This window comes from Pseudomonas sp. DL, from assembly GCF_047199225.1.
GTDB classification, from domain to species: domain Bacteria; phylum Pseudomonadota; class Gammaproteobacteria; order Pseudomonadales; family Pseudomonadaceae; genus Pseudomonas; species Pseudomonas aeruginosa.
In genome coordinates, this window is sequence record NZ_CP178323.1 from 1779457 (window position 1) to 1803213 (window position 23757).

Annotated in this window: 20 protein-coding genes; 16 read left to right on the top strand and 4 right to left on the bottom strand. The window is 65.1% G+C overall.

The annotated features are described in order from the left end of the window. Window positions 1–91 precede the first annotated feature (91 nt). Genes ACI766_RS08320 through ACI766_RS08330 form a run of 3 tightly spaced genes read left to right on the top strand, consistent with a single transcriptional unit; the run spans window position 92 to window position 3160 of the window. Window positions 92–2086, top strand: coding sequence for an FUSC family protein (locus tag ACI766_RS08320; RefSeq protein WP_009876836.1), 1995 nt, complete (start codon window positions 92–94; stop codon window positions 2084–2086). Continuing rightward, window positions 2073–2276, top strand: a complete 204-nt coding sequence (locus ACI766_RS08325) for a DUF1656 domain-containing protein (protein ID WP_003091655.1) — start codon at window positions 2073–2075, stop codon at window positions 2274–2276. Before ACI766_RS08320 ends, ACI766_RS08325 begins: the two co-directional genes overlap by 14 nt. A gap of 26 nt (window positions 2277–2302) precedes the next feature. Next, the gene (locus tag ACI766_RS08330; RefSeq protein ID WP_003091654.1) at window positions 2303–3160 is read left to right on the top strand and encodes an HlyD family secretion protein; all 858 of its coding nucleotides are present in this window, start codon (window positions 2303–2305) and stop codon (window positions 3158–3160) included. On the opposite strand, the gene ACI766_RS08335 is transcribed toward ACI766_RS08330, so the two are convergent. The 3 genes from ACI766_RS08335 to ACI766_RS08345 all read right to left on the bottom strand — a co-directional run bounded on the left by ACI766_RS08335 (window position 3141) and on the right by ACI766_RS08345 (window position 5884). After that, entirely contained in the window at window positions 3141–4316 is a 1176-nt protein-coding gene (locus ACI766_RS08335) for an MFS transporter (protein WP_003117592.1), read from the bottom strand. The two genes, ACI766_RS08330 and ACI766_RS08335, sit on opposite strands and share 20 nt — an antisense overlap. 150 nt (window positions 4317–4466) lie before the next feature. Continuing rightward, a complete protein-coding gene (locus ACI766_RS08340; protein WP_003117593.1) occupies window positions 4467–4937 on the bottom strand; it encodes a MaoC family dehydratase in 471 nt (156 codons plus the stop codon). Beyond that, window positions 4934–5884 (bottom strand): alpha/beta hydrolase, encoded by a 951-nt coding sequence (locus ACI766_RS08345; RefSeq protein ID WP_003122430.1) that lies wholly within the window; start codon window positions 5882–5884, stop codon window positions 4934–4936. Before ACI766_RS08345 ends, ACI766_RS08340 begins: the two co-directional genes overlap by 4 nt. Before the next feature lie 246 nt (window positions 5885–6130). Between ACI766_RS08345 and fadD2 the strand changes: the two genes are divergently transcribed. The 4 genes from fadD2 to hrpA all read left to right on the top strand — a co-directional run bounded on the left by fadD2 (window position 6131) and on the right by hrpA (window position 14229). Next, entirely contained in the window at window positions 6131–7819 is a 1689-nt protein-coding gene (gene fadD2, locus ACI766_RS08350) for a long-chain-fatty-acid--CoA ligase FadD2 (RefSeq protein WP_003091644.1), read from the top strand. Window positions 7820–8053: 234 nt separating this feature from the next. Continuing rightward, a complete protein-coding gene (gene fadD1 / locus ACI766_RS08355; RefSeq protein ID WP_003091643.1) occupies window positions 8054–9742 on the top strand; it encodes a long-chain-fatty-acid--CoA ligase FadD1 in 1689 nt (562 codons plus the stop codon). Window positions 9743–9864: 122 nt separating this feature from the next. Next, complete coding sequence (locus ACI766_RS08360; protein WP_003105496.1) at window positions 9865–10074, top strand: hypothetical protein; 210 nt, start codon at window positions 9865–9867, stop codon at window positions 10072–10074. 174 nt (window positions 10075–10248) lie between these two features. Beyond that, window positions 10249–14229, top strand: coding sequence for an ATP-dependent RNA helicase HrpA (hrpA, locus tag ACI766_RS08365; protein ID WP_023081503.1), 3981 nt, complete (start codon window positions 10249–10251; stop codon window positions 14227–14229). A gap of 72 nt (window positions 14230–14301) precedes the next feature. Here hrpA and phoA read toward each other — a convergent pair whose 3' ends face one another. Beyond that, a complete protein-coding gene (gene phoA, locus ACI766_RS08370) occupies window positions 14302–15732 on the bottom strand; it encodes an alkaline phosphatase (RefSeq protein ID WP_028680956.1) in 1431 nt (476 codons plus the stop codon). A 204-nt stretch (window positions 15733–15936) separates the two neighbouring features. Between phoA and ACI766_RS08375 the strand changes: the two genes are divergently transcribed. The 9 genes from ACI766_RS08375 to ACI766_RS08415 all read left to right on the top strand — a co-directional run bounded on the left by ACI766_RS08375 (window position 15937) and on the right by ACI766_RS08415 (window position 23751). Then, window positions 15937–16374 carry an HIT family protein gene (locus tag ACI766_RS08375; RefSeq protein WP_023128704.1) on the top strand — a complete coding sequence of 146 codons (438 nt, stop codon included), beginning with the start codon at window positions 15937–15939 and terminating at the stop codon, window positions 16372–16374. 228 nt (window positions 16375–16602) lie between these two features. Continuing rightward, window positions 16603–18669: a type VI secretion system tip protein TssI/VgrG gene (gene tssI / locus ACI766_RS08380; protein WP_058164756.1), complete on the top strand. Its 2067-nt coding sequence runs from the start codon at window positions 16603–16605 to the stop codon at window positions 18667–18669. 9 nt (window positions 18670–18678) lie between these two features. Then, complete coding sequence (locus ACI766_RS08385; RefSeq protein WP_003107607.1) at window positions 18679–19494, top strand: DUF4123 domain-containing protein; 816 nt, start codon at window positions 18679–18681, stop codon at window positions 19492–19494. Continuing rightward, on the top strand, window positions 19491–20012 hold the full coding sequence (locus ACI766_RS08390) for a DUF3304 domain-containing protein (RefSeq protein ID WP_004351092.1): 522 nt from the start codon (window positions 19491–19493) through the stop codon (window positions 20010–20012). The genes ACI766_RS08385 and ACI766_RS08390 overlap by 4 nt, the downstream gene beginning before the upstream one ends. After that, complete coding sequence (locus tag ACI766_RS08395; protein ID WP_079384150.1) at window positions 19997–20254, top strand: DUF3304 domain-containing protein; 258 nt, start codon at window positions 19997–19999, stop codon at window positions 20252–20254. The genes ACI766_RS08390 and ACI766_RS08395 overlap by 16 nt, the downstream gene beginning before the upstream one ends. Next, entirely contained in the window at window positions 20176–20346 is a 171-nt protein-coding gene (locus ACI766_RS08400; protein WP_221885854.1) for a DUF3304 domain-containing protein, read from the top strand. Before ACI766_RS08395 ends, ACI766_RS08400 begins: the two co-directional genes overlap by 79 nt. Beyond that, the gene (locus ACI766_RS08405; RefSeq protein ID WP_071534017.1) at window positions 20343–20546 is read left to right on the top strand and encodes a DUF3304 domain-containing protein; all 204 of its coding nucleotides are present in this window, start codon (window positions 20343–20345) and stop codon (window positions 20544–20546) included. The genes ACI766_RS08400 and ACI766_RS08405 overlap by 4 nt, the downstream gene beginning before the upstream one ends. Further along, window positions 20534–21088 carry a DUF3304 domain-containing protein gene (locus ACI766_RS08410; protein ID WP_003452902.1) on the top strand — a complete coding sequence of 185 codons (555 nt, stop codon included), beginning with the start codon at window positions 20534–20536 and terminating at the stop codon, window positions 21086–21088. The genes ACI766_RS08405 and ACI766_RS08410 overlap by 13 nt, the downstream gene beginning before the upstream one ends. Window positions 21089–21102: 14 nt before the next feature. Beyond that, a complete protein-coding gene (locus tag ACI766_RS08415) occupies window positions 21103–23751 on the top strand; it encodes a T6SS phospholipase effector Tle1-like catalytic domain-containing protein (RefSeq protein ID WP_128723219.1) in 2649 nt (882 codons plus the stop codon). The last annotated feature ends 6 nt before the right edge of the window (window positions 23752–23757 follow it).

Sequence of the window (23757 nt, forward strand, 5' to 3'; positions counted from 1 at the left end):
ATTGTTAGCAGCCTAATAATATAGGCTGCACATATCGCCTCGGCGTTCGCCGGCTATCTATGCTGATGTAGACCCCGTTTCGGAAGACCCTGTGCCCATTCACTGGAAGCCGTTCCTGGCACCCTCGACGCTGGCGCTCAAGTTCGCCATCAAGACGCTCCTGGCCGGCGGCCTGGCGTTGTGGTGCGCCTTTCGCTTCGACCTGGAGCAGCCGCAATGGGCGCTGATGACCGTGCTGATCGTGTCCCAGCCGTTGTCCGGCATGGTGGTGGCGAAGGGCTTGTTCCGCCTGCTCGGCACCCTGGTCGGCACCGCGATGTCGGTGCTGATGATCGCGCTGTTCGCCCAGGCGCCCTGGTTGTTCCTGCTGGCCATCTCGCTCTGGCTGGGGCTCTGCACGGCGGCCTCGACCTCCCTGCGCAACCACGTTTCCTATGCCTTCGTACTTTCCGGCTATACGGTGGCGATCATTGGCCTGCCGGCGGTGGACCAGCCGCTGCTGGTCTTCGAGCAGGCGGTGGCGCGTTGTACCGAGATCTGCCTGGGGATCATCTGCGCCTCGGCGGTCAGTGCGATCCTCTGGCCGCAGCGGGTCGAGCAGAACCTCGACAAGCAGGCCCACGCCACCTGGCTGCTGGGCATGCAGGCCGCGCGCGGCGAGATCGACCCGCGCCAGCGGCAGCCGCAGGGGCTGCTCAACGCGCTAAGCAAGATCGTCGAGGTCGATGCGCAGCGCGACCATGCCTGGTTCGAAGGCGAGCGCGGGCGGCGCCGGGCCGGCGCCCTGGCGTTGCTCTCGCGCGACCTGCTCAGCCTGTTGCGCACCGCGCGCGGCGTGGCCCGGCAACGGGCGCGGCTGAGCGAAGAGGAAGAGCGCCGGGTGGAGCGCTGGCTGGCCGCGCTGGCCAGCGCCCTGGAAGGAACTGATCCGGTGTCGATGCAGGCGCTGCGCGAGGAGTTGGCGCAGGTCGCGGTCGAGCCGCAGTGGAGCAACGACCAGCGTTACCTGCTGACCCGCTGCTCGGTGCTGCTGCTCAAGGCGGTGAATGCCGAGAAGGGCATGCGCGCGGTGGCCAGCGGCGAGGTCGAGGGGCGGGTGGGCAGCGCCGGTACCCTGTCCTGGCACCGCGACCTGCAGATGGCGCTGTTCTACGGTGCGCGTAGCGCCCTGGCGTTGCTCGGGCTGTCGGTCTACTGGATCTATACCGCGTGGCCGGCGGCGTCCGGCGCGATGCTGCTGGCGGCGGTGGTGTGCAGCCTGTTCGCCAACCGCGACAACGCGGTGGCCATCGGCCTGAGCTTCCTGCGCGGCATCGTCTACGCGATCCCGGCGGCGATGCTGGTCAGCCAGTGGCTGCTGCCGCAGTGGAATGGCTTCCCGCTGCTCTGCCTGGCGATGGGCGTGCCGCTGTTCTTCGCCACCCTGGGCATGGCCGTACCGGTTACCGCCGGCACCGCCACCTCGTTCGCGATCCACTTCATCGTCCTGGTCGCGCCGCGCAACCAGATGGACTACAACCTCGCGACCCTGCTGAATTCCGCCCAGGGCGTGCTGATCGGAGTCGGCTTCGCGGTGGTGATCTTCCGCTTGCTGACCTTGCGTCCGGGCTGGCTGACCCGACGCCTGCTGGACGCCACCTGCGTCGATCTCGGCCGCCTCACCCGGCGCCCGCTGGCGCAGGCGGAGAACTGGTTCGGCGGGCGCATGGCCGACCGCCTGTTGCGCCTGGCGCGGCACGCCAACCTGTTGCCGGAGCAGGAGCGGCGGCGTTGGGACGATGGCCTCCTGGCGCTCGACCTGGGTAACGAACTGATCCACCTGCGGGCCTGCCTGGAAGGCGCCCGTGGCGTCCTGCGCAAGGCGCGCGACCGCTTCCTCGGGGAACTGGGCGAACTGCTTGAGGCCGGTCCCGCGGGTCCGCGCAGTGACCGCCTGGAGCGGATCAGCCTGCCGTTGCGCGAAGCCCTGGAGCGTGACGCTCGCCACGACGACGAAGCCAGCCGCCTGGCGCGCGCGGCCCTGGCGCAACTGCTGTTCACCTGGCAGCAGTGGTGCCATCAGGAGGAAAGCCATGAGTCTGCATGAATCGGCCTGGGGCGGCGTCTACCTCAGCCCGCTGTTCGTCTATGCCCTGCTGGCGCTGGCGGCCACCGCCGCGCTGCGGGTGCTGATCCAGAAAACGCCGTTGCGTCGCTGGGTCTGGCACGAGGCGCTGTTCGACTGCGCCCTGTTCATTTTGATGTTGAGTGGCATTACCTGGGCGGCTACGACCTGAATCGTCGCCCCGAGAAGGAGATTCGCATGCGTGCATCGCTTCGCGTCGTCGTCACCCTGCTGGTGGTCGCTGCCGCTGTCCTCGCCGGCATCTGGCTCTGGCGCTACTACATGCTCTCGCCCTGGACCCGCGATGCCCGGGTGCGGGCCGACGTGGTGGTGGTGGCGCCGGACGTGTCCGGCTGGGTGACCGACCTGGAGGTCAAGGACAACCAGGTGGTCAAGGTCGGCGACGTGCTGATGCGCATCGACCAGGAACGCTACCAGGCCAACCTGGAGCAGGCCCGCGCCGTCGCCGAGACCCGTCACCAGCAATACCTGTTGCGCCAGAACGAGGCGGCCCGGCGCAGCCGCCTGGGCATCGGCGCGATCAGCGCCGAGGACAAGGAAAACGCCCAGATCAATGCTGCCATCGCTCGCAGCGAGTACCAGGAGGCGCTGGCCCAGGTGAAGATCGCCGAACTCAACCTCAAGCGCAGCGAGCTGCGCGCCGCGCGCAACGGCCAGGTGACCAACCTGCGCCTGGCCCAGGGCAACTACGCCACGGCGGGCCAGGCGGTGATGGCGTTGGTCGACCAGCAGTCCTTCTATGTGGTCGCCTACTTCGAGGAAACCAAGCTGCCCGGCATCCGCGTCGGCATGCGCGCCCAGGTCCGCCTGATGAGCGGCGATCAGCCGATCGACGGCACGGTGGAGAGCATCAGCAGCGGTATCACCGACCGCAACTCGACGCCGGACGGCCAGTTGCTGGCCAATGTCGAGCCGACCTTCAACTGGGTGCGCCTGGCGCAGCGCATTCCGGTGCGCATCCGCCTCGACCAGGTGCCGGCGGATGTCCACCTGAGCGCCGGGATGACCGCCAGCGTCACCGTGCAGGGGGACTGAACGGCAGCGCTTGCGTGGCGCCATCCAGCGTGCTGGCGCCAAGCGCGCAGGCCAGCGCCGCCAGCACCAGGGCGAGGCCGACCCAGGGCGTCGCGGCGACTCCCAGTGCCGCCACCACCAGGCCGCCCAGCGCCGCGCCGAGGCCCACGCCCAGGTGCATGGCCGAGGTGTTCAGGGCGACGCCGGCGGAACCGCTGGCCGGATCGCTGCGCAGCAGGAAGCTCTGCACCACCGGCGAGATCATCCAGCTGATCGCGCTCCAGACCATCAGTACCGGCAGGAACCCGATGCTGCCCAGGCTCAGCGGCACCGCCGCCAGCGCCAGGGCGAAGGCCGCCGGTACCAGACGCAGGGCGCGCCGGTGGCCGAGGCGGTCGGCCAGCCAGCCGCCGATATAGCCGCCGCTCAGCGCTGCCAGGCCGATCAGCAGGAGGATCAGGCTGATCTCGCTGGGCGAGCGAATACCGGCCATGCTCGCCAGGTACGGGGTGAAATAGGCGAACAGGGTGAAGTGCCCGCCGAGCAACAGGATCGATACCAGTTGCGCGAGCCACAGCGCGGGCTGGCGCAACTGCCGCAGGTAGCCTTCGCGGCCGGGCAGGTCGCCGGCCTGGCGTTGCGGCAGGTAGCGCCAGAGCAGCAGGCACAAGGGCAGCGAATAGACCGCGATGCCGGCGAAGATCCAGCGCCAGCCGAACCAGTCGCTGATCTGTACGCCCAGTGGCACGCCGAACACCAGCGAACCGCTGATGCCCATGAAGATCAGGCCGATCGCCCGGCCGCGCTGGGCCGGGGCGGCCAGCTCGGCGGCGAGCAGGCTGGCGAGGACGATCAGCAGCCCGCAACAGGCCGACATTCCCAGGCGAGCCAGGAGCAGGCCGAGATAGCCCGGAGCGAGGGCGGCGAGCGCGTTGCTGAGGGCGAACAGCAGCAGGGTCGCCAGCAGCAGGCGGCGGCGTTCGATGCGCCGGGTCAGCCAGCCGAGCAGCGGTGCGGCGAGGGCGAAGCCGAGGGAGAACAGGGTGGTGAGCTGGCCGGCCAGGCTGATGGAGACCCGCAGGTCTTCGGCCAGGGGCGGCAGGATGCCGATCAGGATGCTTTCCGCCAGGCCGGCGGCGAAGGTGGTCAGGGATAGCAACAGCAAGCGAAGGTCCATGGCGGCTCCGATTCCCGGTAAGGGGTTTCGGGCGGTGGAGTGCCTTCGGTTATCCCTGATGATTGAGGTAAGACAGCGGACAGGGTAGAGCAGCGCGCGGCGGCCCGGCAAGTCCGCCGGGCCGGATGGCCCGACGGTAGGGAAAGCCGCTCAGCCGATGCTGATCGGCGGCAGTTCGGCCAGCTCGACGCTGAGCTTCTCTTCCGGCGCCATGATCTCCGCTTCGCCGTCGACCACCTGCTTGCCTGCCTGGTTGAACACCCGCGTGGCTATGCGCACGCGGTTCTTCGGCAGCTTCTCGAGGACTTCCAGTTCGACCTTCAGGTCGTCGCCGAGCTTGACCGGACGGGTGAAGCGCAGGGTCTGGCCGAGATAGATGGTGCCTGGGCCGGGCAGCACGGTGGCGATCGCCGCGCTGATCAGGGCGCCGCTGAGCATGCCGTGGGCGATGCGTTCCTTGAACTGGGTGGTGGCCGCGTAGGCGGCGTCCAGATGCACCGGGTTGCGGTCGCCGGAGACTGCGGCGAACAACTGCAGGTCGCGCTCGGCGATGCTGCTGGTGTACTCGGCCTTTTGCCCGACCTCTAGCTCGGCGTAGGGAATGTTCTGGACCTGGCTCATGTTCTCTCCTTTGTCGAATGATCCCGGCGGTGGCGCAGGGCCTGTTCCAGCCAGTCGATCAGGTCTTGGGTGACCGCGTCGCGGTTGCTCTCGTTGAACAGCTCGTGACGGGCCTCGGGATAGGTCTTCAGGGTCACCTGGCGCAGCCCGGCACCGCGCAGGGCGTCGGCCAGGTCGCCCAGGCGCTTGCCCTGGCTGACCGGGTCGCGTTCGCCGCCGATGACCAGCAGCGGCAGGTCGGCATCGATCTGCCGCAGGTGGGTGGGCGGGGTGATATCGGCCAGGCCGCCGAGCAGGTCCACCCACAACTGGTTGCTGCAGCGGAAGCCGCACAGCGGGTCGGCCACGTACCTGTCGACTTCCTGCGGATCGCGACTGAGCCAGTCGAAGGCCGTGCGATTGGGCTTGAACGCCTTGTTGAACGAGCCGAACGAGAGGAAGTCGATCAGCGCGCTCTTGCCCAGCGGCCCCTGGCGCCAGCGCTCGAAGCGGGCGATCAGGCGGGCGATCCGGTAGAGCGCTTGCGGCTGGTAGTTGGAACCGGAAAGGATCGCCCCTTGCAGGCTGCAGCTGTGGTGCAGCAGGTAGGCCATGGAGATGTAGCTGCCCATGCTGTGGCCCAGCAGGAAGATCGGCAGTTCCGGGTGCTGCTGGCGGATATGGTGGTTCAGGCTGGCCAGGTCGCCGACCACCTTGCCCCAGCCGCCCTGGTCGGCGAAGTGGCCCAGCTCGTCGGCTTCGGCGGTCCGGCCGTGGCCGCGCTGGTCGATCGCATAGAAGTGGTAGCCGGCAGCGTTCAGCGCGGCGGCGAGACGCTCGTAGCGACCGGCGTGCTCGGCCATGCCGTGGGACAGCATCACCGCGCCGACGGCCGTTGCGCTCGGCCAGTGGCGGGTGTACAGCGGGGTTTCGTCGCTGGCGGGGAGCCAGTAGGCAGCGGCGGGCATGTTCGTTCCTTGTGCCGGGCGGACGCGTTCCGGCGCATTCTAGCAGCGTACGCGGCTTCGTCCCGGAAAAGCGCCACCCTTGGGCACGGGCCGCTCTGGAATGGCGGGCGGCGAAGAGCGACAGGCTGGAGATTCACACTATCAATAAGGGCAGGAGGAGTATTTGCGCTGTCCGACGCAACTGCTAAGTTGCCCGATGCCCCGCACATGCGGGCCAGACCCGCTCAGGTAAGAGGACAAGAATAAATGCAACCTGAATTCTGGAACGACAAACGCCCGGCCGGCGTACCCGACAGTCTCGACTTCGCCGCCTACCGTTCCGTGGTCGAGGTCTTCGAGCGCTCCTGCAAGAAATTCGCCGACCGCCCGGCCTTCAGCAATCTCGGCGTGACGCTCAGCTACGCCGAACTCGATCGTCTGTCCGCCGCCTTCGCCGCCTACCTGCAGAAACAGACCGATCTCCAGCCCGGCGACCGCATCGCGGTGCAGATGCCCAATGTCCTGCAATATCCCATCGCGGTGTTCGGCGCCTTGCGCGCGGGGCTGGTGGTGGTCAACACCAATCCGCTGTACACCGCCCGCGAAATGCGCCACCAGTTCAAGGACGCCGGCGTGCGTGCGCTGGTCTACCTGAACGTGTTCGGCAAGCTGGTCGAGGAAGTGCTCCCGGATACGCGGATCGAGTACCTGATCGAGGCGCGCATGGGCGACCTGTTGCCGGCGCTGAAGGGTTGGCTGGTGAACAGCGTGGTGAAGTCGGTGAAGAAGATGGTCCCCGATTATCGCTTGCCCCAGGCGCTGCCGTTCAGGCAGGCCTTGAAGCAAGGCCAGGGCCATGCCCTGCAGCCGGTCAGGGTCGGCCTGGAGGATGTCGCCGTGTTGCAGTACACCGGCGGCACCACCGGGGTCTCGAAGGGGGCGATGCTCACCCACGGCAACCTGGTGGCGAACATGCTGCAGGTCCACGCCCAGCTTTCCCAGCTCGGCAAGGATGGCCTGCCGCTGATGAAGGAGGCGCAGGAGGTGATGATCGCGCCGCTGCCGCTCTACCACATCTATGCCTTCACCGCGAACTGCATGTGCATGATGGTCAGCGGCAACCATAACGTGCTGATCACCAACCCGCGCGACATCCCCGGTTTCGTCAAGGAACTGAAGAAGTGGCGTTTCTCCGCGCTGCTCGGCCTCAACACCCTGTTCGTCGCGCTGATGGAGCACCCCGGGTTCAAGGACGTCGATTTCTCCAACCTGAAGCTCACCAACTCCGGCGGCACCGCACTGGTCAGCGCCACCGCCGAGCGCTGGAAGGGCGTCACCGGCTGCACCGTGGTGGAAGGCTATGGCCTCACCGAATGCTCGCCGGTGGTGACCACCAACCCCTACGGCGAGCAGGCACGCCTGGGTACGGTGGGGATACCGGTCGTGGGCACGGCGCTCAAGGTGATCGACGAGCAGGGCAACGAGCTGCCTGTCGGCGAACGTGGCGAACTCTGTGTGAAAGGTCCGCAAGTGATGAAGGGGTACTGGCAGCGTCCCGAGGCCACCGAGGAGATTCTCGATGCCGAAGGCTGGCTGAAGACCGGCGACATCGCGGTGATCGACGAGGACGGCTTCGTGCGCATCGTCGATCGCAAGAAGGACCTGATCCTGGTCTCCGGCTTCAATGTCTACCCCAACGAGATCGAAGACGTGGTGATGGCCCATCCGAAGGTGGCCAGTTGCGCGGCAGTGGGCATTCCCGACGAGAAGTCCGGCGAGGCGGTGAAGCTGTTCGTGGTGGCCCGCGACCCCAGCCTGTCGGTCGAGGAACTCAAGGCCTACTGCAAGGAAAACCTCACCGGATACAAAATTCCGCGACAGATTGTGCTCAAGGATGCATTACCGATGACGCCTGTGGGTAAAATCCTCCGTCGTGAGCTGCGCGAAATCGCCTGATAGCCTTACAAGGCTCTGAAACGGGCATTTGCCGGGGACAGGAAAGACCGTGACCGAGACTAATGTCTCGGTCATTTTTTTGACCGAATAGGTCATGTTTGGTGCTGGTCTGCCTCTGGCAAAGCTGATAATCTCGGCGCGCCTAATAGCCCTGGGTCCAGGGTTAGCGAGCAGATCACAACAAGATGCCGCCATGAGCGGTGAAGATTAGCTGTTGCTTAGGAGTGGGCTTCCATGATCGAAAACTTCTGGAAGGACAAGTACCCAGCGGGTATTGCTGCCGAGATCAATCCCGACCAGTACCCGAACATCCTGTCGGTACTGAAGGAGTCCTGCCAACGTTTTGCCACCAAGCCCGCGTTCACCAACCTGGGCAAGACCCTGACCTACGGCGAGCTGTACAAGCTGTCCGGCGACTTCGCCGCCTACCTGCAGCAGCACACCGATCTCAAGCCCGGCGACCGCATCGCCGTCCAGTTGCCCAACGTCCTGCAATACCCGATCGTGGTCTTCGGCGCCATGCGCGCCGGCCTCATCGTGGTCAACACCAACCCGCTGTACACCGCGCGCGAACTGGAACACCAGTTCAACGACTCCGGCGCCAAGGCGGTGGTCTGCCTGGCCAACATGGCCCACCTGGTCGAGGGCGTACTGCCGAAGACCGGCGTCAAGCAGGTGATCGTCACCGAAGTCGGCGACATCCTGCCGCCGCTGAAGCGCTTCATCGTCAACTTCGTGGTCAAGCACATCAAGAAGATGGTGCCGGCCTACAGCCTGCCGCAAGCCACCAAGCTGACCGACGCGCTGGCCAGGGGCGCCGGCAAGTCGTTCCAGGAAGCCGCGCCGCAGGCCGACGACGTCGCCGTGCTGCAATACACCGGCGGCACCACCGGGGTCGCCAAGGGCGCCATGCTGACCCACCGCAACCTGGTGGCCAACATGTTGCAGTGCAAGGCGCTGATGGGCGCCAACCTCAACGAGGGCTGCGAGATCCTCATCGCGCCGCTGCCGCTGTACCACATCTATGCCTTCACCTTCCATTGCATGGCGATGATGCTCACCGGCAACCACAACATCCTGATCACCAACCCGCGCGACCTGCCGTCGATGCTCAAGGACCTCGGCCAGTGGAAGTTCACCGGCTTCGTCGGCCTGAACACCCTGTTCGTCGCCCTGTGCAACAACGAAACCTTCCGCAAGCTGGACTTCTCCGCGCTGAAGCTGACCCTCTCCGGCGGCATGGCGCTGCAACTGGCCACCGCGGAGCGCTGGAAGGAAGTCACCGGCTGCGCCATCTGCGAAGGCTACGGCATGACCGAGACCGCGCCGGTGGTATCGGTCAACCCGTTCCAGAACATCCAGGTCGGCACCATCGGTATCCCGGTGCCCTCGACCCTGTGCAAGGTGATTGGCGACGACGGCCAGGAAGTGCCCCTGGGCGAGCGCGGCGAACTCTGCGTGAAGGGTCCGCAGGTGATGAAGGGCTACTGGCAGCGCCAGGAGGCCACCGACGAGATCCTCGACGCCGATGGTTGGCTGAAGACCGGCGATATCGCCATCATCCAGGAAGACGGCTACATGCGCATCGTCGACCGGAAGAAGGACATGATCCTGGTCTCCGGCTTCAATGTGTATCCGAACGAACTGGAAGACGTGCTGGCGACCCTGCCGGGCGTCCTGCAGTGCGCCGCGATCGGCATCCCCGACGAGAAGTCCGGCGAGTCGATCAAGGTCTTCGTGGTGGTCAAGCCGGGGGCGACCCTGACCAAGGAACAGGTCATGCAGCACATGCATGACAACCTGACCGGCTACAAGCGGCCGAAGGCCGTGGAGTTCCGCGACAGCCTGCCGACCACCAACGTCGGCAAGATCCTGCGCCGCGAACTGCGCGACGAAGAGCTGAAGAAAGCGGGCCAGAAGTAAGTCCGCCGTTGCCTGAAGAAGCCCCGCCGATGCGGGGCTTCTTCGTTGCAGGCAGTCGGTTGCGGGGTGAGCGGGCCTGTGCGGACGTGCCGGCAGCGCATCACCTGCCGGAGGAACCCCCCATGGCCCGCCTCGATCCTGCCCTGGCCGAAGAAATACGCCGTCTGCCGATCAGCCGGCGTCTGGAACTGACCCAGGCATTGCTGCATCGCGCCGGCCCCGAGGTGGAGCGCCAATGGCCGCCAGTGGCCGAGGATCGCCTCGCCGACTGCCGAGCGGGCACCGCCGATGCGCTGCCGCTGGCCGAGATGCTCAAGCGACTGGGGCGCTGAGAGGGCCATCGCCCACCAGCAGCGTCGGCCGTATCGCGGCAGCGAGCGTTAACCGGGATTCGTCCTCTTCCGCTCAAATCTGCGACAATTCCGAATATTTTTCGCCTCGGCAGTGGCCGGAGCTTCTCCCGTCCTCCGCGACTGCGGCACGCTCACAGCATTCGAAAAGCCTAGATGACCGACCAGACTCCTTCCCTTGACCAACTCGTCCGGCGCCTCGACCAGGCCCAGATCAGCGACCGCCACCGCTTGCGCCGGCAGCTCCACGAACTGCGCAAGCAGCCCGACGACGCGCGCCTGGCGCAGTGGGTCGAGCGCTTCCAGACCTCCTGCGCCAAGGTCGAGGCGCGGCGCGCCAGCGTGCCGGCGATCCGCTACGACGACAGCCTGCCGATCGCCGCCAAGCGCGACGAGATCAAGGCCGCTATCGCCGCCCACCAGGTGGTGGTGATCGCCGGCGAGACCGGCTCGGGCAAGACCACCCAGTTGCCGAAGATCTGTCTGGAGCTGGGTCGCGGCATCCACGGCCTGATCGGCCATACCCAGCCGCGTCGGCTGGCGGCGCGCAGCGTGGCGACGCGGGTCGCGGAAGAGATCGGCACGCCGCTGGGCGCGCTGGTCGGCTACCAGGTGCGCTTCGAGGACCAGAGCGACGACAGCACCCTGGTCAAGCTGATGACCGACGGCATCCTCCTGGCCGAGACCCAGCATGACCGCTACCTGGAGCGCTACGACACGCTGATCGTCGACGAAGCCCACGAGCGCAGCCTGAACATCGACTTCCTCCTCGGCTACCTGAAGACCCTGTTGCACCGGCGTCCGGACCTGAAGCTGATCATCACCTCGGCGACCATCGACCTGGAGCGTTTCTCCCGGCATTTCGACGGCGCCCCGGTGATCGAGGTTTCCGGCCGCACCTATCCGGTGGAGACCTGGTACCGGCCGCTGGCGGCGGAAACCGACGAGGAGGGCAACCGGGTCGAGGACGACCTGTCGGTGGACCAGGGCATCCTCGCCGCCCTCGACGAGATCGCCGCCCACGAACGCGAGGTCGGCAAGCGGCCCGGCGACGTGCTGGTGTTCCTCCCCGGCGAGCGGGAGATCCGCGACGCCGCGGAGATGCTGCGCAAGGCCAACCTGCGCCACACCGAGGTGCTGCCGCTGTACGCGCGACTGACCCCGGCCGAGCAGCAGAAGATCTTCCAGCCGCGCCCGGGACGCAAGATCGTGCTGTCCACCAACGTCGCGGAAACCTCGCTGACGGTGCCGGGCATCCGTTACGTGATCGACAGCGGCACCGCGCGGATCAGCCGCTACAGCTACCGCGCCAAGGTCCAGCGGCTGCCCATCGAGGCGGTGTCGCAGGCCAGCGCCAACCAGCGCAAGGGCCGTTGCGGACGGGTCGAGCCGGGCATATGCGTGCGTCTCTACAGCGAGGAGGACTTCAACGCGCGTCCGGCCTTCACCGACCCGGAAATCCTCCGCACCAACCTGGCCGCGGTGATCCTGCAGATGCTGCACCTGCGCCTCGGCGACATCGAGGCGTTCCCCTTCATCGAGCCGCCGGACGGCAAGGCGATCAAGGACGGCTTCACCCTTCTGCAGGAACTGTCGGCGGTCAACCGCGAAGGCCAGCTGACCCCGCTGGGGCGCCAACTGGCGCGCCTGCCGATCGACCCGAGGCTGGGCCGCATGCTGCTGGAGGCGGCCCAGCAGGGTAGCCTCGAGGAAGTGTTGACGGTGGCCAGCGCGCTGTCCGTGCAGGACCCGCGCGAGCGTCCGGTGGAGCGGCAGCAGGCCGCCGACCAGGCGCACGCGCAATGGAAGGACCCGGATTCCGACTTCGCCGCGCTGATCAATCTCTGGCGTGGCTTCGAGGAGCAGCGCCAGGCGCTGGGTTCCAATGCCCTGCGCAGCTGGTGCCGGAAGAACTTCCTCAACTACCTGCGCCTGCGTGAGTGGCGCGACGCCCACCGCCAACTGACCCTGATCTGCCGCGAACTGAAGCTGCCGTTCGGGCGTCCGGCCAAGGCCGAGGCGCGCAAGCCGGAGGCGAAGAAAGGCGCGTCGGCCGACAACGAACGCGAGGTACCGGGGATCGATTACGCGGCGGTCCACAAAGCGATCCTGTCCGGCCTGCTCAGCCAGATCGGGCAGAAGGCCGAGGAAGGCGACTACCTCGGCGCTCGCCAGCGACGTTTCTGGATCCATCCGTCCAGCGGCATCGCTCGCAAGCGCCCGCAATGGATCATGGCCGCGGAACTGGTGGAGACCACCAAGCTGTTCGCCCGAATGGTCGCGAAGATCGAGCCGGACTGGCTGGAGCCGCTGGCTGGGCACCTGATCAAGACCAACCACTTCGAGCCGCACTGGGAGAAGCGTCGCGGCCAGGTGGTGGCGTTCGAGCAGGTCACCCTCTACGGCCTCATCGTCATCGGTCGACGTCCGGTGCACTACGGTCCGATCGACCCGCCGGTGGCGCGCGAGCTGTTCATCCGCGAAGGCCTGGTGCGCGGTGAGATCAACAGCCGCGCCAAGTGCCTGAGCGCCAACCGGCAGTTGCTGGAAAAGCTCGACGAGCTGGAAGCCAAGGCGCGCCGGCGCGACATCCTGGCCGACGAGGAAACCCTGTTCGCCTATTACGACGCGCGCCTGCCGGCGGATATCTACCAGACCGCCAGTTTCGAGAAATGGTACGCCCGCGAGCGGCAGAACCAGCCGGACCTGCTGCTGATGCGCGAGGAAGACGTGCTGGCCCGTGAAGCCAGCGAAGTCACTGCGGCGCAGTACCCGGATCGCCTGCGCCTGGGCGACCTGCACCTGTCGCTGAGCTACCAGTTCGAGCCCGGCACCGCGCGCGACGGCGTCACCGTGCGGGTACCGGCGCCGCTGCTGCCGCAATTGCCGGCCGAACGCATCGACTGGCTGGTGCCCGGCCTGCTCTACGACAAGGCGGTGGCGCTGGTGCGCAACCTGCCGAAGGCGATCCGCAAGAGCTTCGTGCCGGTACCGGACTTCGTCCGCGCCGCCCTGGAGCGCATCACCTTCGGCGAAGGTTCGCTGCCGCAGGCGCTGGGCCGCGAGCTTCAGCGCATGACCGGCGTGCGGGTAGCCGACGAGGCCTGGGCCGAGGCGGCGACGCAGTTGGACGATCACCTGCGGATGAACATCGAGGTGGTCGACGCCCAGGGCAAGTTCCTCGGCGAGGGCCGCGACCTGGCCGAACTCATCGCGCGTTTCGCCGAAGCCAGCCAGGCGGCGCTGGCGATACCCCAGGCCGACAAGGAACAGCAGCGTCCGGTGGAGGCCAAGGCCTTCGCCAGCGTCGCCGAGAAGGCCCAGCAGAAGGTCGCCGGATTGTCGATGACGGTATACCCGGCGCTGGTGGAGGAGCAGGGCGAGGTCAAGGAAGGGCGCTTCCCGACCCAGGCCGAGGCCGACTACCAACACCGCCGCGCCCTGCAACGACTGCTGTTGCAGCAACTGGCCGAGCCGGCCAAGTACCTGCGCGCCAAGCTGCCGGGGCAGACCGAGATGGGCCTGCTGTACCGCGAGCTGGGACGGGTCGAGGCGCTGGTCGAGGACATCCTCCTGGCCAGTCTCGACAGTTGCGTGTTGCAGGGCGAAAGCCTGCCGCGCGACGGCGCCGCCCTGGCCGCGCTGGCCGAGCGCAAGCGCGCTGCCTGGAACGAGCACGCCGAGCGCCTGGCACGCCTGGTGCTGGATATCCTCAAGCTCTGGCACGGCCTGCAGAAGCGCTTCAAGGGCAAGGTCGAGCTGGCCATGACCGTGCCGCTGAACGACGTCAAGGGCCAACTGGCCAACCTGGTGTATCCGGGGTTCGTCCGCGCCACCCCGCTGGAGTGGTTGAAGGAGTATCCGCGTTACCTCAAGGCCATCGAGCAGCGCCTGGACAAGGTCGCCGGCCAGGTCCAGCGCGACCGGGTGTGGAGCGGCGAGCTGGGCGAACTCTGGGCGCAATACCAGGCGCGCCTCGCCAAGCACGCCCAGGAAGGCAAGCGCGACGCCGAGTTGCAGGTGTATCGCTGGATGCTGGAGGAGTACCGGGTCTCGCTGTTCGCCCAGCAACTGGGAACCCGGCTGCCGGTCTCGGACAAGCGCCTGGCCAAGCAGTGGAGCCAGGTCGAGGGCTAGTTCCAGGGATACCGCGCGAAATGAAAAAGGCGCGCCGGTCGAAACCGGCGCGCCTTTTTCGTTCTGGTCCGATCAGTCGCGCAGGTTCAGTGCGCGACGGATGGTGAAGAACAGGTCGGTCTGGTCGGTCAGGCCGGTGACATTGGCGGCCTGCGGGCCGTAGGCGGCGATGCGCAACTGGGTGCCGGTGTGCTCCTGGGAGCTTTCCTCGGAGTTGCCGTAGCTGATCGCCAGCGGCGCGCCGTCCTTGGTCGTGAGCAGTTGGGTCAGCCCCGGCGCGGCGGTTTCCGGCGGGATGATCTGGCTGGAGTGGGCGTGGTCGGCGGTGACGATCACCAGGGTCTCGCCATCGGCCTTGGCAAAGGCCAGGGCCTTCTGCACGGCTTCGTCGAGGTCGACGGTCTCGCCGATCTGGCCGCACGGATTCGCGGCATGGTCCTGCTTGTCGATGGACGCGCCCTCGACCTGCAGGAAGAAGCCGTTCGGATTGTCCTTCAGCAGCTCGATGGCCTTGCTGGTCATTTGCGCCAGGGTCGGGATGTCGGCGGTGCGCTTCGGGTTCGCCTCGCAGCTCACCGCCGGCTGGTTCAGGTTGCCGTGGTAGGTGGCGGTCGGACCGAGCCAGCGCACTGGCATGTTGCCCGGCGCGAACAGGCCGATCAGCGGCTGCTTCTGGTTGGCGCGGCGCACGGCTTTCAGCTCGTCGAGGTTCTCGACGATCCGGTAGCCGCGGGCTTCGGCCTGGGCGCGGAGGGTCTTGCCGGCATAGCGGCCAGCCTTGGCGGTTTCCGCGAAGGTCGCGGCGCCGCCGCCGAGAACCACGTCAGGGCGGGTCTTCAGCCACTGCTCGGTGATCGAGCCGGCGCCGCCGTTCTCCAGGGCATTGCTCGGGCACTGCTTGCTGGTGGCCTCGGGACCGTAGCACTTGCGAGCGGTGACGTGGGCGAGCAGGGCGGCGGGGGTGGCGTCCTGCAGCTCGGCGGTGGAGACGTTGCCGGTGGCCTTGCCGTTGAGCTTGGCCAGCTCCAGCAGGTTGCGGTGCGGCTGTTCGTGGATATCCACGCCGATCGCGCCGTTGTACGACTTGACCCCGGTGGTCCAGGCGGTGGCGGAGGCGGCGGAATCGGTCACGTAGTCCGGCAGGCCGCTGTCCTTGTGCAGGGAGTAGTGGGTGTACTGGCCGGTCAGCGGCAGCGCATCGATACCCTTGAAGTAGCCGCCCGCGCCGCGCGCGTAGTTGCGCGCCACGGTGATCTCGGAGTCGCCCATGCCGTCGCCGATCAGCAGGATCACGTTCTTCGCCTTCTTCTTCGACAGCGACTGCTTCAGGGCCTGGGTCAGGTCCTGCTCGACGCGCCGTGCGCCGCCGTACTCGCTGAGTTCGCCACGGGCCTGGCGGTTGAACAGCGACGGATCGTCCTGGCGCGCCTGGGCCGGCAAGGCGCTGCCGAGCACGGCCATGGAGACGGCAAGAGAGAGGGCGAGGGGATAACCTGGGGTCATGACGCATTTCCCTATGTTGAGGAGGTGGCTGTGCGAGACGGCAGGGCCATCCGGCGAGTGCTACGAAAGTAGGGAAGGGTGATGACGGGCTTGTGACAATTTCTTTCGAAGTGTGTGGCGCGCGCGACGCATCACGTCGTGACGAGCGGGGAGCGAGCCGGTATGGTGCGCAGGTCTATTCCGGTTCGTTCAAGGAAAGCCTCCATGAGTCTGCACGGCGTTTACGATTCCCAGAACATCTTCGCCAAGATCATTCGCGGCGAAGCTCCCTGCTACAAGGTCTACGAAGACGAGGACGTGCTCGCCTTCCTCGATCTGTTCCCGCAGTCCTACGGGCATACCCTGGTGATTCCCAAGCACGCCGAGGCGCGCAACCTGCTCGAGATCGAGGCGCAGAACCTGGCCAAGGTCATGGCCGTGGTCCAGCGCCTGACCCGCGCCCTGGTCGAGGAGGTGCAGCCGGACGGCGTGCAGGTCGCCCAGTTCAACGGCGCCCCCGCCGGGCAGACGGTCTTCCACATCCATTTCCACGTCATCCCGCGCTTCAGCGGCGAGAATCTCGGCATCCATGCGGCGAAGCAGGGCGACCCGGAAGTGCTCGCACAACTTCAGGAGCGTTTGGCGCAGCGTCTGCAAGGCTGATTGCGCATGGGCCGGCCCGGTTCGGGGGCGGTCCTTCGCTCGTCGGATTTTTCTGAAATATTTTGTTACATACTGTCGAGGGTCAGGCGCGCCGCGGTTTTCCGGCGATGTGCGCAACAATTTGCACAGTTTTTTTGACGTAGCATCCGCGACATCCCGCTCTTCGGAGCGACCACGACGAACAGGGACGCCAGCCGTGCAGGTTTTTCGAGCAACAGGGGACAGCGGATGTTCAACCCGGCCAACCAGACCCACTTCAGCCTCACCCTCGACGGCCTCCGCCACGACCTGCAGGTCCTCGCCTTCAACGGCCACGAAGGCATCAGTCGCCCCTACCGTTTCGAACTCGAACTGGTCGGAGAGCGCGCCGGCCTCGACCTCGAAACGTTCCTCCACCGGCCCGCCTTCCTCGCCTTCACCCCGCAGGGCCAGGGTGTCCACGGCCTGGTCTACGGCGCTGCCCAGGGCGATGCCGGCAAGCGCCTGACCCGCTATCGCCTCACCCTCGTCCCGCACCTGGCCTACCTCGCCCAGCGCAACAACCAGCGGATCTTCCAGCACCTCACGGTGCCGCAGATCGTCGCCCTGATCCTCGAGGAGCACGGCATCCTCGCCGACGCCTACCGCTTCCAGCTCGGCACCCGGTATCCCGAGCGCGAATACTGCGTGCAGTACGACGAAAGCGACCTGCATTTCGTCCAGCGCCTCTGTGCCGAAGAGGGCATCCATTTCCATTTCCGGCACAGCGCCGAGGCGCACCTGCTGGTGTTCGGCGACGACCAGACGGTGTTCCCTCGCCTGGGCCGTCCCACCGCCTACGTGCACGACAGCGGGCTGGTCGCCGACGAACCGGTGATCAAGCGCTTCAGCCTGCGCCTGGCCAGCCGCACCACGCGCACCACCCGCCGCGACTACGACTTCGAGAAGCCGCGGCTGCTGCTGGAGGCCGGCAACCGCCCCGCTGCCGACGCCCCGGCCGAGCCGGACCTGGAGGACTACGACTACCCCGGTCGCTTCGTCGATCGCCAGCGCGGCAAGCTGCTCAGCCAGCGCGCCCTGGAGCGCCACCGCGCCGACCGGCGCCTGGGCGAAGGGGTCAGCGACCAGCCGCTGCTGGTCAGCGGGCACTTCCTGGAGATCGCCGAGCACCCGCGCGCGGAGTGGAACGACCTGTGGCTGCTCAGCGAAGTCTTCCACGAAGGCAAGCAGCCGCAGGTGCTGGAAGAGAACGTTACCTCCGACACGTCGGCCAGCACGGACGACTTCCAGCAGGGCTACCGCAACCGCTTCCTCGCGACGCCCTGGGAGGTGTTCTTCCGCCCGCCGCTGGAGCACCCGAAGCCGCGCGTGCTGGGCAGCCAGACCGCGGTGGTGACCGGCCCGCCAGGCGAGGAAATCCACTGCGACCGCTACGGCCGGGTCAGGGTGCAGTTCCACTGGGACCGCGAGGGCCAGGGCGACGACAAGAGCAGTTGCTGGCTGCGCGTAGCCAGCGGTTGGGCCGGCAACGGCTATGGCGGCATCGTCATTCCGCGGGTCGGCATGGAAGTGCTGGTGGACTTCCTCGAAGGCGATCCCGACCAGCCGCTGGTCAGCGGCTGCGTCTACCACGCCGCCCACCCGGTGCCCTACGAGTTGCCGGCGAACCAGACCCGCAGCGTCTTCAAGAGCCTCAGCAGCCCTGGCGGCGGTGGCTACAACGAGCTGCGCATCGAGGATCGCAAGGGCCAGGAACAGATCTTCGTCCATGCCCAGCGCGACTGGGAGGAGAACATCGAGCATGACCAGAAGATCCGCGTCGGCCACGAACGCCACGACACCGTGGAGGCGAACAGCTACAGCGAGTTCAAGGCCGAGGAGCATCACACCGTGCACGGAGAGCGCAAGGTCGAGCTGAAGGCCGATGACCACCTGACGGTCGGCGACAGCCAGCACGTGAAGCTCGGTCGTGCCTACCTGGCCAGGGCCGGGCGCGAGATCCACCTGAAGGCCGGGCAGAAGATGGTGATCGAGGCTGACAGCGAACTGACGGTGAAGGCCGGCGGCAGCTTCATCCGGCTCGACGCAAGCGGCATCGCCATCAGCGGCCCGCTGGCACGGATCAATGCAGGCGGCGCGCCGGGAAGCGGCTCGGGGATCGCGATCAAGATGCCGCGGGTGCCGGGCATGGCCGACCAGGACAGCTCCGGCGCGCCACCCGAGGCGGTCGCGGCCAACCTGCCGCCGCGGCAACCGGTCTGCGAAGAGTGCCTGCTACAGGCGAAGAAAAGAGGCCAGGCGCTCGCCGAGCGCTGAGGAACCGCGATGACGCCGAACCCCCGCCATTGGGCCCGTGAGCTGTGGCAGCGCTCCCGCGATCGCGGCTTGCAGACCCACATCGATGTATTGGTCGATGCCACCGGGCTGGACGACTATCCCTTGCTCGCCGAGCATGCGCGGCAAAGCGATCCTCCGGCGCTGTTCAAATTGCTGGAGCAAACCCCGGAGGCCGCCCTGGCCGACGAGGGCCCGCTGCTGCTGCGCCTGGAAGACGGCCACGCGGCCTGGCTGGACGAACTGCTCGAACGCATCGACTGCCGCCGCCACCTGATGCTCCTGTTCAGCCCCTGGCCGTTGCCGCGCCTGGGCGAGCACCTGCGCAGCTGCACCCAGGCCGAGTGGAACCAGGGTCGTTCCAGCGGCGTACTGCGTTTCTACGAGCCGGGCCTGTTCATGGCCGTCAGCGACATGCTCGATCCCCGGCAGAGCCGTTACCTGCATGCCCCGGTTTCCAGCTGGCACTGGCTGGACCGCGACGGCCGGCCGAGGGCGCTGGCCGGTCATTACCAGGCCCACGAGACGCCGCCGCTGCAAGCGGCCCTCCGCCTGGAAGCGCACCAGGTCGCTGCCTTGCGCGCCTGGAGCGAGGCCGAAGCCTACCGCCGCGAATACTTCGTGCTGCCCCGCGAGCATGGCCTGGGCAGCCAGGAAAGCCTGCTCCAGCATCTGGTCCAGGCGCACCTGGCCGCCGACCGCCAGGGCTTGCAGGACTTCGACCAGCGCGATGCCTTCGTCGCCCAATGGCTACGCGAACAGACCCCCGGCCCCGGCTTTTCCCCGGCGGGAACGAGTCGCGCATGAACGGGCGCGGCATCGGCCTTCCCGCCCTGCTTCCGGGGCCCCTGCTGGCCGCGAGCTGCCAGAGCGGGCCGGACATGCTGGCGGCGCCGGTGATGGGTTACAACCATACGTCCGCGGCGATCAATTGGTTTTCGGTGAATGGGGCGGGTGGACCGCGTTTAGGCCCTTATCAGGGGGATGGTAGCCAGGTTTGTTGCGGAGTGATTCCAAAGAAGTGGAATCCAAATTTGAAAGCTGTCGTGGAATGGGAGAAAGATCCCAAACCGCACGCCGCTATAAGGCGAGATAAATATGGACGGCTGGATAAAGATGATTACTTGAGACATGCCTCAAGCTACACCCGACACAAGATGATCGTGGATATACCTAGATATAGTGAAAAAATATGCCTGTTGCAGGTGCATTTCCTCCCGTGTGACCAGGTCGCGGTCTCAACAACCTATTACAGCCAGGGGCATCCAGAGTACCCAGATAGAAAGTATTTTCAGAAGAGAGAGCCTTCATGCAAAAGCTCTTGAATGCAAAGGGGTTAAGGACACCTGATTGGCTGATTGCTTTACTGATAGGTTTTTTGTTTTTACAAGCGTGCCAGGCAGGCCCTGATATGGTGTCTACTCCTATCGGAGGATACAACCATACTTCGGCGGCTATTAACAGATTCAGTGTAAATGGTGCTGGCGGATTAAACCTTGGTCCATTTCAGGGGGAGCAGGGCAGGTATGTTGTGGTGTCGTTCCTAGAGTTTGGAAGTCGGGCTTGAAGGCAACCGTAGAGTGGGAGGTGGTTCCTGAGCCAGGGGCTTATAAAGACTGGCCGGAAAGATATTTTCAGATGGCTGGAGAAAACGTATGAGAGAGCATGGGCTCTTGTATGTTCGTCATAAGGAAGCCGTCGATATACCTCCTTGTGATAGTAAGGAGGTTTGTTCGCTAAAAATACACTTTCTTCCATGTGATAAGGTTGCTACTTCAGCTGCCTGTTATACGCCGTTTCATCCTGAATATCCGAATAAAGGTTGCTTTGATATGAGGGGTATGTCATGCAGAAGTTGATGAGCTTGATCTGTGTGGGAAATAAAAATTCCATTGGGCTGGTGGTTTTTCTCAGCACCTTCTTTGGGCTGGTGGCATGCCAGGCTGGGCCTGAAGTGCTGTCTGCACCTATCATGGGTTACAACCATACTCCGGCGGCGATTAACGAATTCACGGTGAATGGTGCTGGCGGACCGAACTTAGGTCCTTATCAGGGAGATGGTAGTCAAGTTTGTTGTGGGGTAATTCCAAAGAGATGGAATCCAAATTTGAAAGTTATTGTGGAATGGGAGAAGGATCCAAATCCCCGTGCCGTTATAAAACGAGATAAATATGGGCGGTTGGATGAGAGTGATTATTTGAGGCATGCCTCAAGTTACACCCGTCACAAGGCGACTGTGAATGTGCCTAGGTATGATGAAAAGGTGTGCTTGCTGCAGGTGCACTTCTTGCCGTGTGACGAGGTGGCTGTTTCTACGACTTGTTATGGGCCAAATCATCCAAAATATCCTGATAAGGCCTATTTCGAGATGAGAAAGTCAACGATATGTCCGGCTAACTGAAGGCAGGTGGGAAGATGCCTAATTTTGGATTTCATATAGCACCCGCCCATCCTGTGGCAGGGCGCCTGATTTATGATTCTAAAAAATTATCAGAAAATATATTAAAGCAGCAGAGCGATGAACGGGTTTTTTCAAGGGCGCAAGAGCAAAAAAGGCTTTCTGAAGGTGACGTAGTCGGTGGTGCGCCTTGCTGTAAAGCTATCCATATTACACTTGGTTTTGATGGGACTAATAATAACGATAAGGCTGATGGTTCATCGGTTTCTCCATCTTGCAGTAATGTCTCTAGGCTAATTCATGCAAGTATTGGGAGCGGCGATGATATAAACAGTAGGGGGATTTTTAAGTACTATTGCCCAGGTGTGGGTACGGTGTTTCCGGATATTAAAGAATTTACGCCTTCAAACATGGGATTAATTGGTGCTGAGGGAGGCGAAAATCGAATAAACTGGGGGCTGGTTCAGTTAGTTGATGCTCTTTTCTATACTTTATTAAAAAGTAGGCTTAAACTAAATGAGGTTCAGGGCCTAGTAGAAGAAATGTCCACTAACTGGACCGTCAGTACGCTCACTGGTGGTTTATTGGAAAACGGCGAGAAAAAACGCCGAACTGCCTTGGAGCCAAAACTCAAGGAACTGGAAGAAAAGCTTCGACAGCGTCAGAACTCTGGACAGAAACCGCATATCCTGGCCATGCGCTTGTATGTCTACGGATTCTCCCGTGGGGCGGCAGAAGCACGAGCCTTTGCCAACTGGCTGCAGGAGCTAACCCGGGTCAGCGATGCCGATGGTCGGGTGGAATATCGCTTTGCCGGTCTGCCGATCTCGATCGAGTTCCTCGGCCTTTTCGATACCGTGGCGGCAGTTGGGCTGGCGGATAGTGCGCCGTTCGCTGCCGGGCATATGGATTGGGCCGATGACACCATGCGCCTGCCCGATGAGGCCCTCTCCCAGTGCCTGCCGACCATCCTGCCGGAAGACTGTTCTTTTCTGAAACGTTGCGTGCATCTGGTTTCCTGTCATGAGCAGCGTGCCAGTTTTCCACTCGATTCGATCCGCCGTCGTGACATGGATGCCAACGGACGTCGGATGGGGCCCTCCTGCTACCGGAAGTGGACGGTGGAATATGCTTATCCTGGTGTTCACTCGGATGTTGGTGGCGGTTATGGCGTCGGCAACCAGGGGAAAGCTGTGGGAGGTTCGGAATTTCTACTATCCCAGATAGCGTTGCAGCATATGTATGCGGAGGCTTTCGAGGCAGGTGCTCCTTTGCAAGTTCCAGCACCTGCCGTCCATCCAGACTTTCATGAAGAGTGGCGGGTAATGGTGCCCAAGATTGAAGCGGAGTTCAGCGTCTCCGAAGAACTCGCCACCCGTTTCAACGCCTGGCAGGCCCAGGCCAAGGCCGGCCCCCTGGAAGAGGTGATCCGTCGCGAGACCGCGTTGATCACCGCCTGGCGCATCGACCGCTATGCCGGCGGGCTGCGCAACAAGGCGTTCTTCGCCAATGTCCCGCCGGACATGCCGGAAGCCCAGCAGAAGGCCTGGGAGGCCCTGCACAAGCGGCGTAGCCGGGAGTACGCGGCCGCCCAGCAGGGCGAGCCGGTCCCGCCGATGAGCGCCGCCGAACAGGCGGAGTGGGATCGCAACGTGGCGCTGATCGGCGGCGAGGACAAACTGCGCGACCTGCGGGTGGAGAAGCAGTTCGATCCGCCGCTGGACCAGCGCCAACTACTCGGCGCCGCCGCCGAGTTCGCCCATGACTACAAGGGCGACTGGGGCGTGCTCGACGACGGCATGACGGTGGGCGGAGTGATCGACCTGCTGCTCGGCGGCACCGTATTCCTGATCAACGAGGAAGACGAAGCCGAGGAATACAGCCAGATCCACCGCGACGGCAGCGCGCGCTACCACCAGTTGTTCAGCGCTCCCGACCGGGTGGCGCCGGGCCAGGAAAAGCTGGTGGCGCTGTTCGATGAACAGGTGCACGACTCCCGCGCCTGGTTCATGAACACTTCGGCGATAGGCCCGCGAGAACCCTTCACCGACTACTTCCGCTATCGCCTGGTGCATTTCGACAACGAGTCGAACAAGCGGCTCTCGGTACTGGCCACCGCCGGGCGGGTGGTAGGCGTAGGGGTGATGCTGGCCAGCGTCGGCCTCAGCGTCAAGCGTCGCGATCCGCGGATGCTGCTCGGGCTGTTCCTGCCATCGCTGGCGCGTCCGCTGCTGAGCGGCAAGGTCGGCCTGCCGGAGATCAGCGCCTTCGACCCGCTGACCGGGATCGCCTTGCCGATGGTCGGCGGGGCGGCGCTGGACAACCTGCGGGCCTTCACCCGCGAGCCTGGCGACAAGGTCGAGCAGATCGGCCAGTTGCCGCCACCGCCGCCGCTGGCGGTCGCGGCGGTGCAATCGCCCGCATTGCAGCAGGTGCTGCTGGCTCAGCAGACCGTGGAGGCGCTCAAGGCGCGCGACCTGGGCAGCCTGGCCGGGCTGGTGGCCAAGGCCGAACTCACCCAGGCGCCCGCGGCGGCGACGCCGGCCTGGCTCGCCGAGGCGAAGCAGGCCTTGCAGGACATGGGTACGGAGCAGGCGCAACCGCCGGACCCCGGCTCGGCGCCGGGCTGGCTGCAGCGCGGCAAGGACTTGATGGAATCGCTTTGAACCTCG

Bases quoted from the DNA above. Each gene is read 5' to 3' on its own strand.
- ACI766_RS08325 (WP_003091655.1), top strand. From the start codon at position 2,073: ATGAGTCTGCATGAATCGGCCTGGGGCGGCGTCTACCTCAGCCCGCTG.
- ACI766_RS08330 (WP_003091654.1), top strand. From the start codon at position 2,303: ATGCGTGCATCGCTTCGCGTCGTCGTCACCCTGCTGGTGGTCGCTGCC.
- ACI766_RS08335 (WP_003117592.1), bottom strand. From the start codon at position 4,316: ATGGACCTTCGCTTGCTGTTGCTATCCCTGACCACCTTCGCCGCCGGC.
- ACI766_RS08340 (WP_003117593.1), bottom strand. From the start codon at position 4,937: ATGAGCCAGGTCCAGAACATTCCCTACGCCGAGCTAGAGGTCGGGCAA.
- ACI766_RS08345 (WP_003122430.1), bottom strand. From the start codon at position 5,884: ATGCCCGCCGCTGCCTACTGGCTCCCCGCCAGCGACGAAACCCCGCTG.
- fadD2 (WP_003091644.1), top strand. From the start codon at position 6,131: ATGCAACCTGAATTCTGGAACGACAAACGCCCGGCCGGCGTACCCGAC.
- fadD1 (WP_003091643.1), top strand. From the start codon at position 8,054: ATGATCGAAAACTTCTGGAAGGACAAGTACCCAGCGGGTATTGCTGCC.
- ACI766_RS08360 (WP_003105496.1), top strand. From the start codon at position 9,865: ATGGCCCGCCTCGATCCTGCCCTGGCCGAAGAAATACGCCGTCTGCCG.
- hrpA (WP_023081503.1), top strand. From the start codon at position 10,249: ATGACCGACCAGACTCCTTCCCTTGACCAACTCGTCCGGCGCCTCGAC.
- phoA (WP_028680956.1), bottom strand. From the start codon at position 15,732: ATGACCCCAGGTTATCCCCTCGCCCTCTCTCTTGCCGTCTCCATGGCC.
- ACI766_RS08375 (WP_023128704.1), top strand. From the start codon at position 15,937: ATGAGTCTGCACGGCGTTTACGATTCCCAGAACATCTTCGCCAAGATC.
- tssI (WP_058164756.1), top strand. From the start codon at position 16,603: ATGTTCAACCCGGCCAACCAGACCCACTTCAGCCTCACCCTCGACGGC.
- ACI766_RS08385 (WP_003107607.1), top strand. From the start codon at position 18,679: ATGACGCCGAACCCCCGCCATTGGGCCCGTGAGCTGTGGCAGCGCTCC.
- ACI766_RS08390 (WP_004351092.1), top strand. From the start codon at position 19,491: ATGAACGGGCGCGGCATCGGCCTTCCCGCCCTGCTTCCGGGGCCCCTG.
- ACI766_RS08395 (WP_079384150.1), top strand. From the start codon at position 19,997: ATGCAAAAGCTCTTGAATGCAAAGGGGTTAAGGACACCTGATTGGCTG.
- ACI766_RS08405 (WP_071534017.1), top strand. From the start codon at position 20,343: ATGAGAGAGCATGGGCTCTTGTATGTTCGTCATAAGGAAGCCGTCGAT.
- ACI766_RS08410 (WP_003452902.1), top strand. From the start codon at position 20,534: ATGCAGAAGTTGATGAGCTTGATCTGTGTGGGAAATAAAAATTCCATT.
- ACI766_RS08415 (WP_128723219.1), top strand. From the start codon at position 21,103: ATGCCTAATTTTGGATTTCATATAGCACCCGCCCATCCTGTGGCAGGG.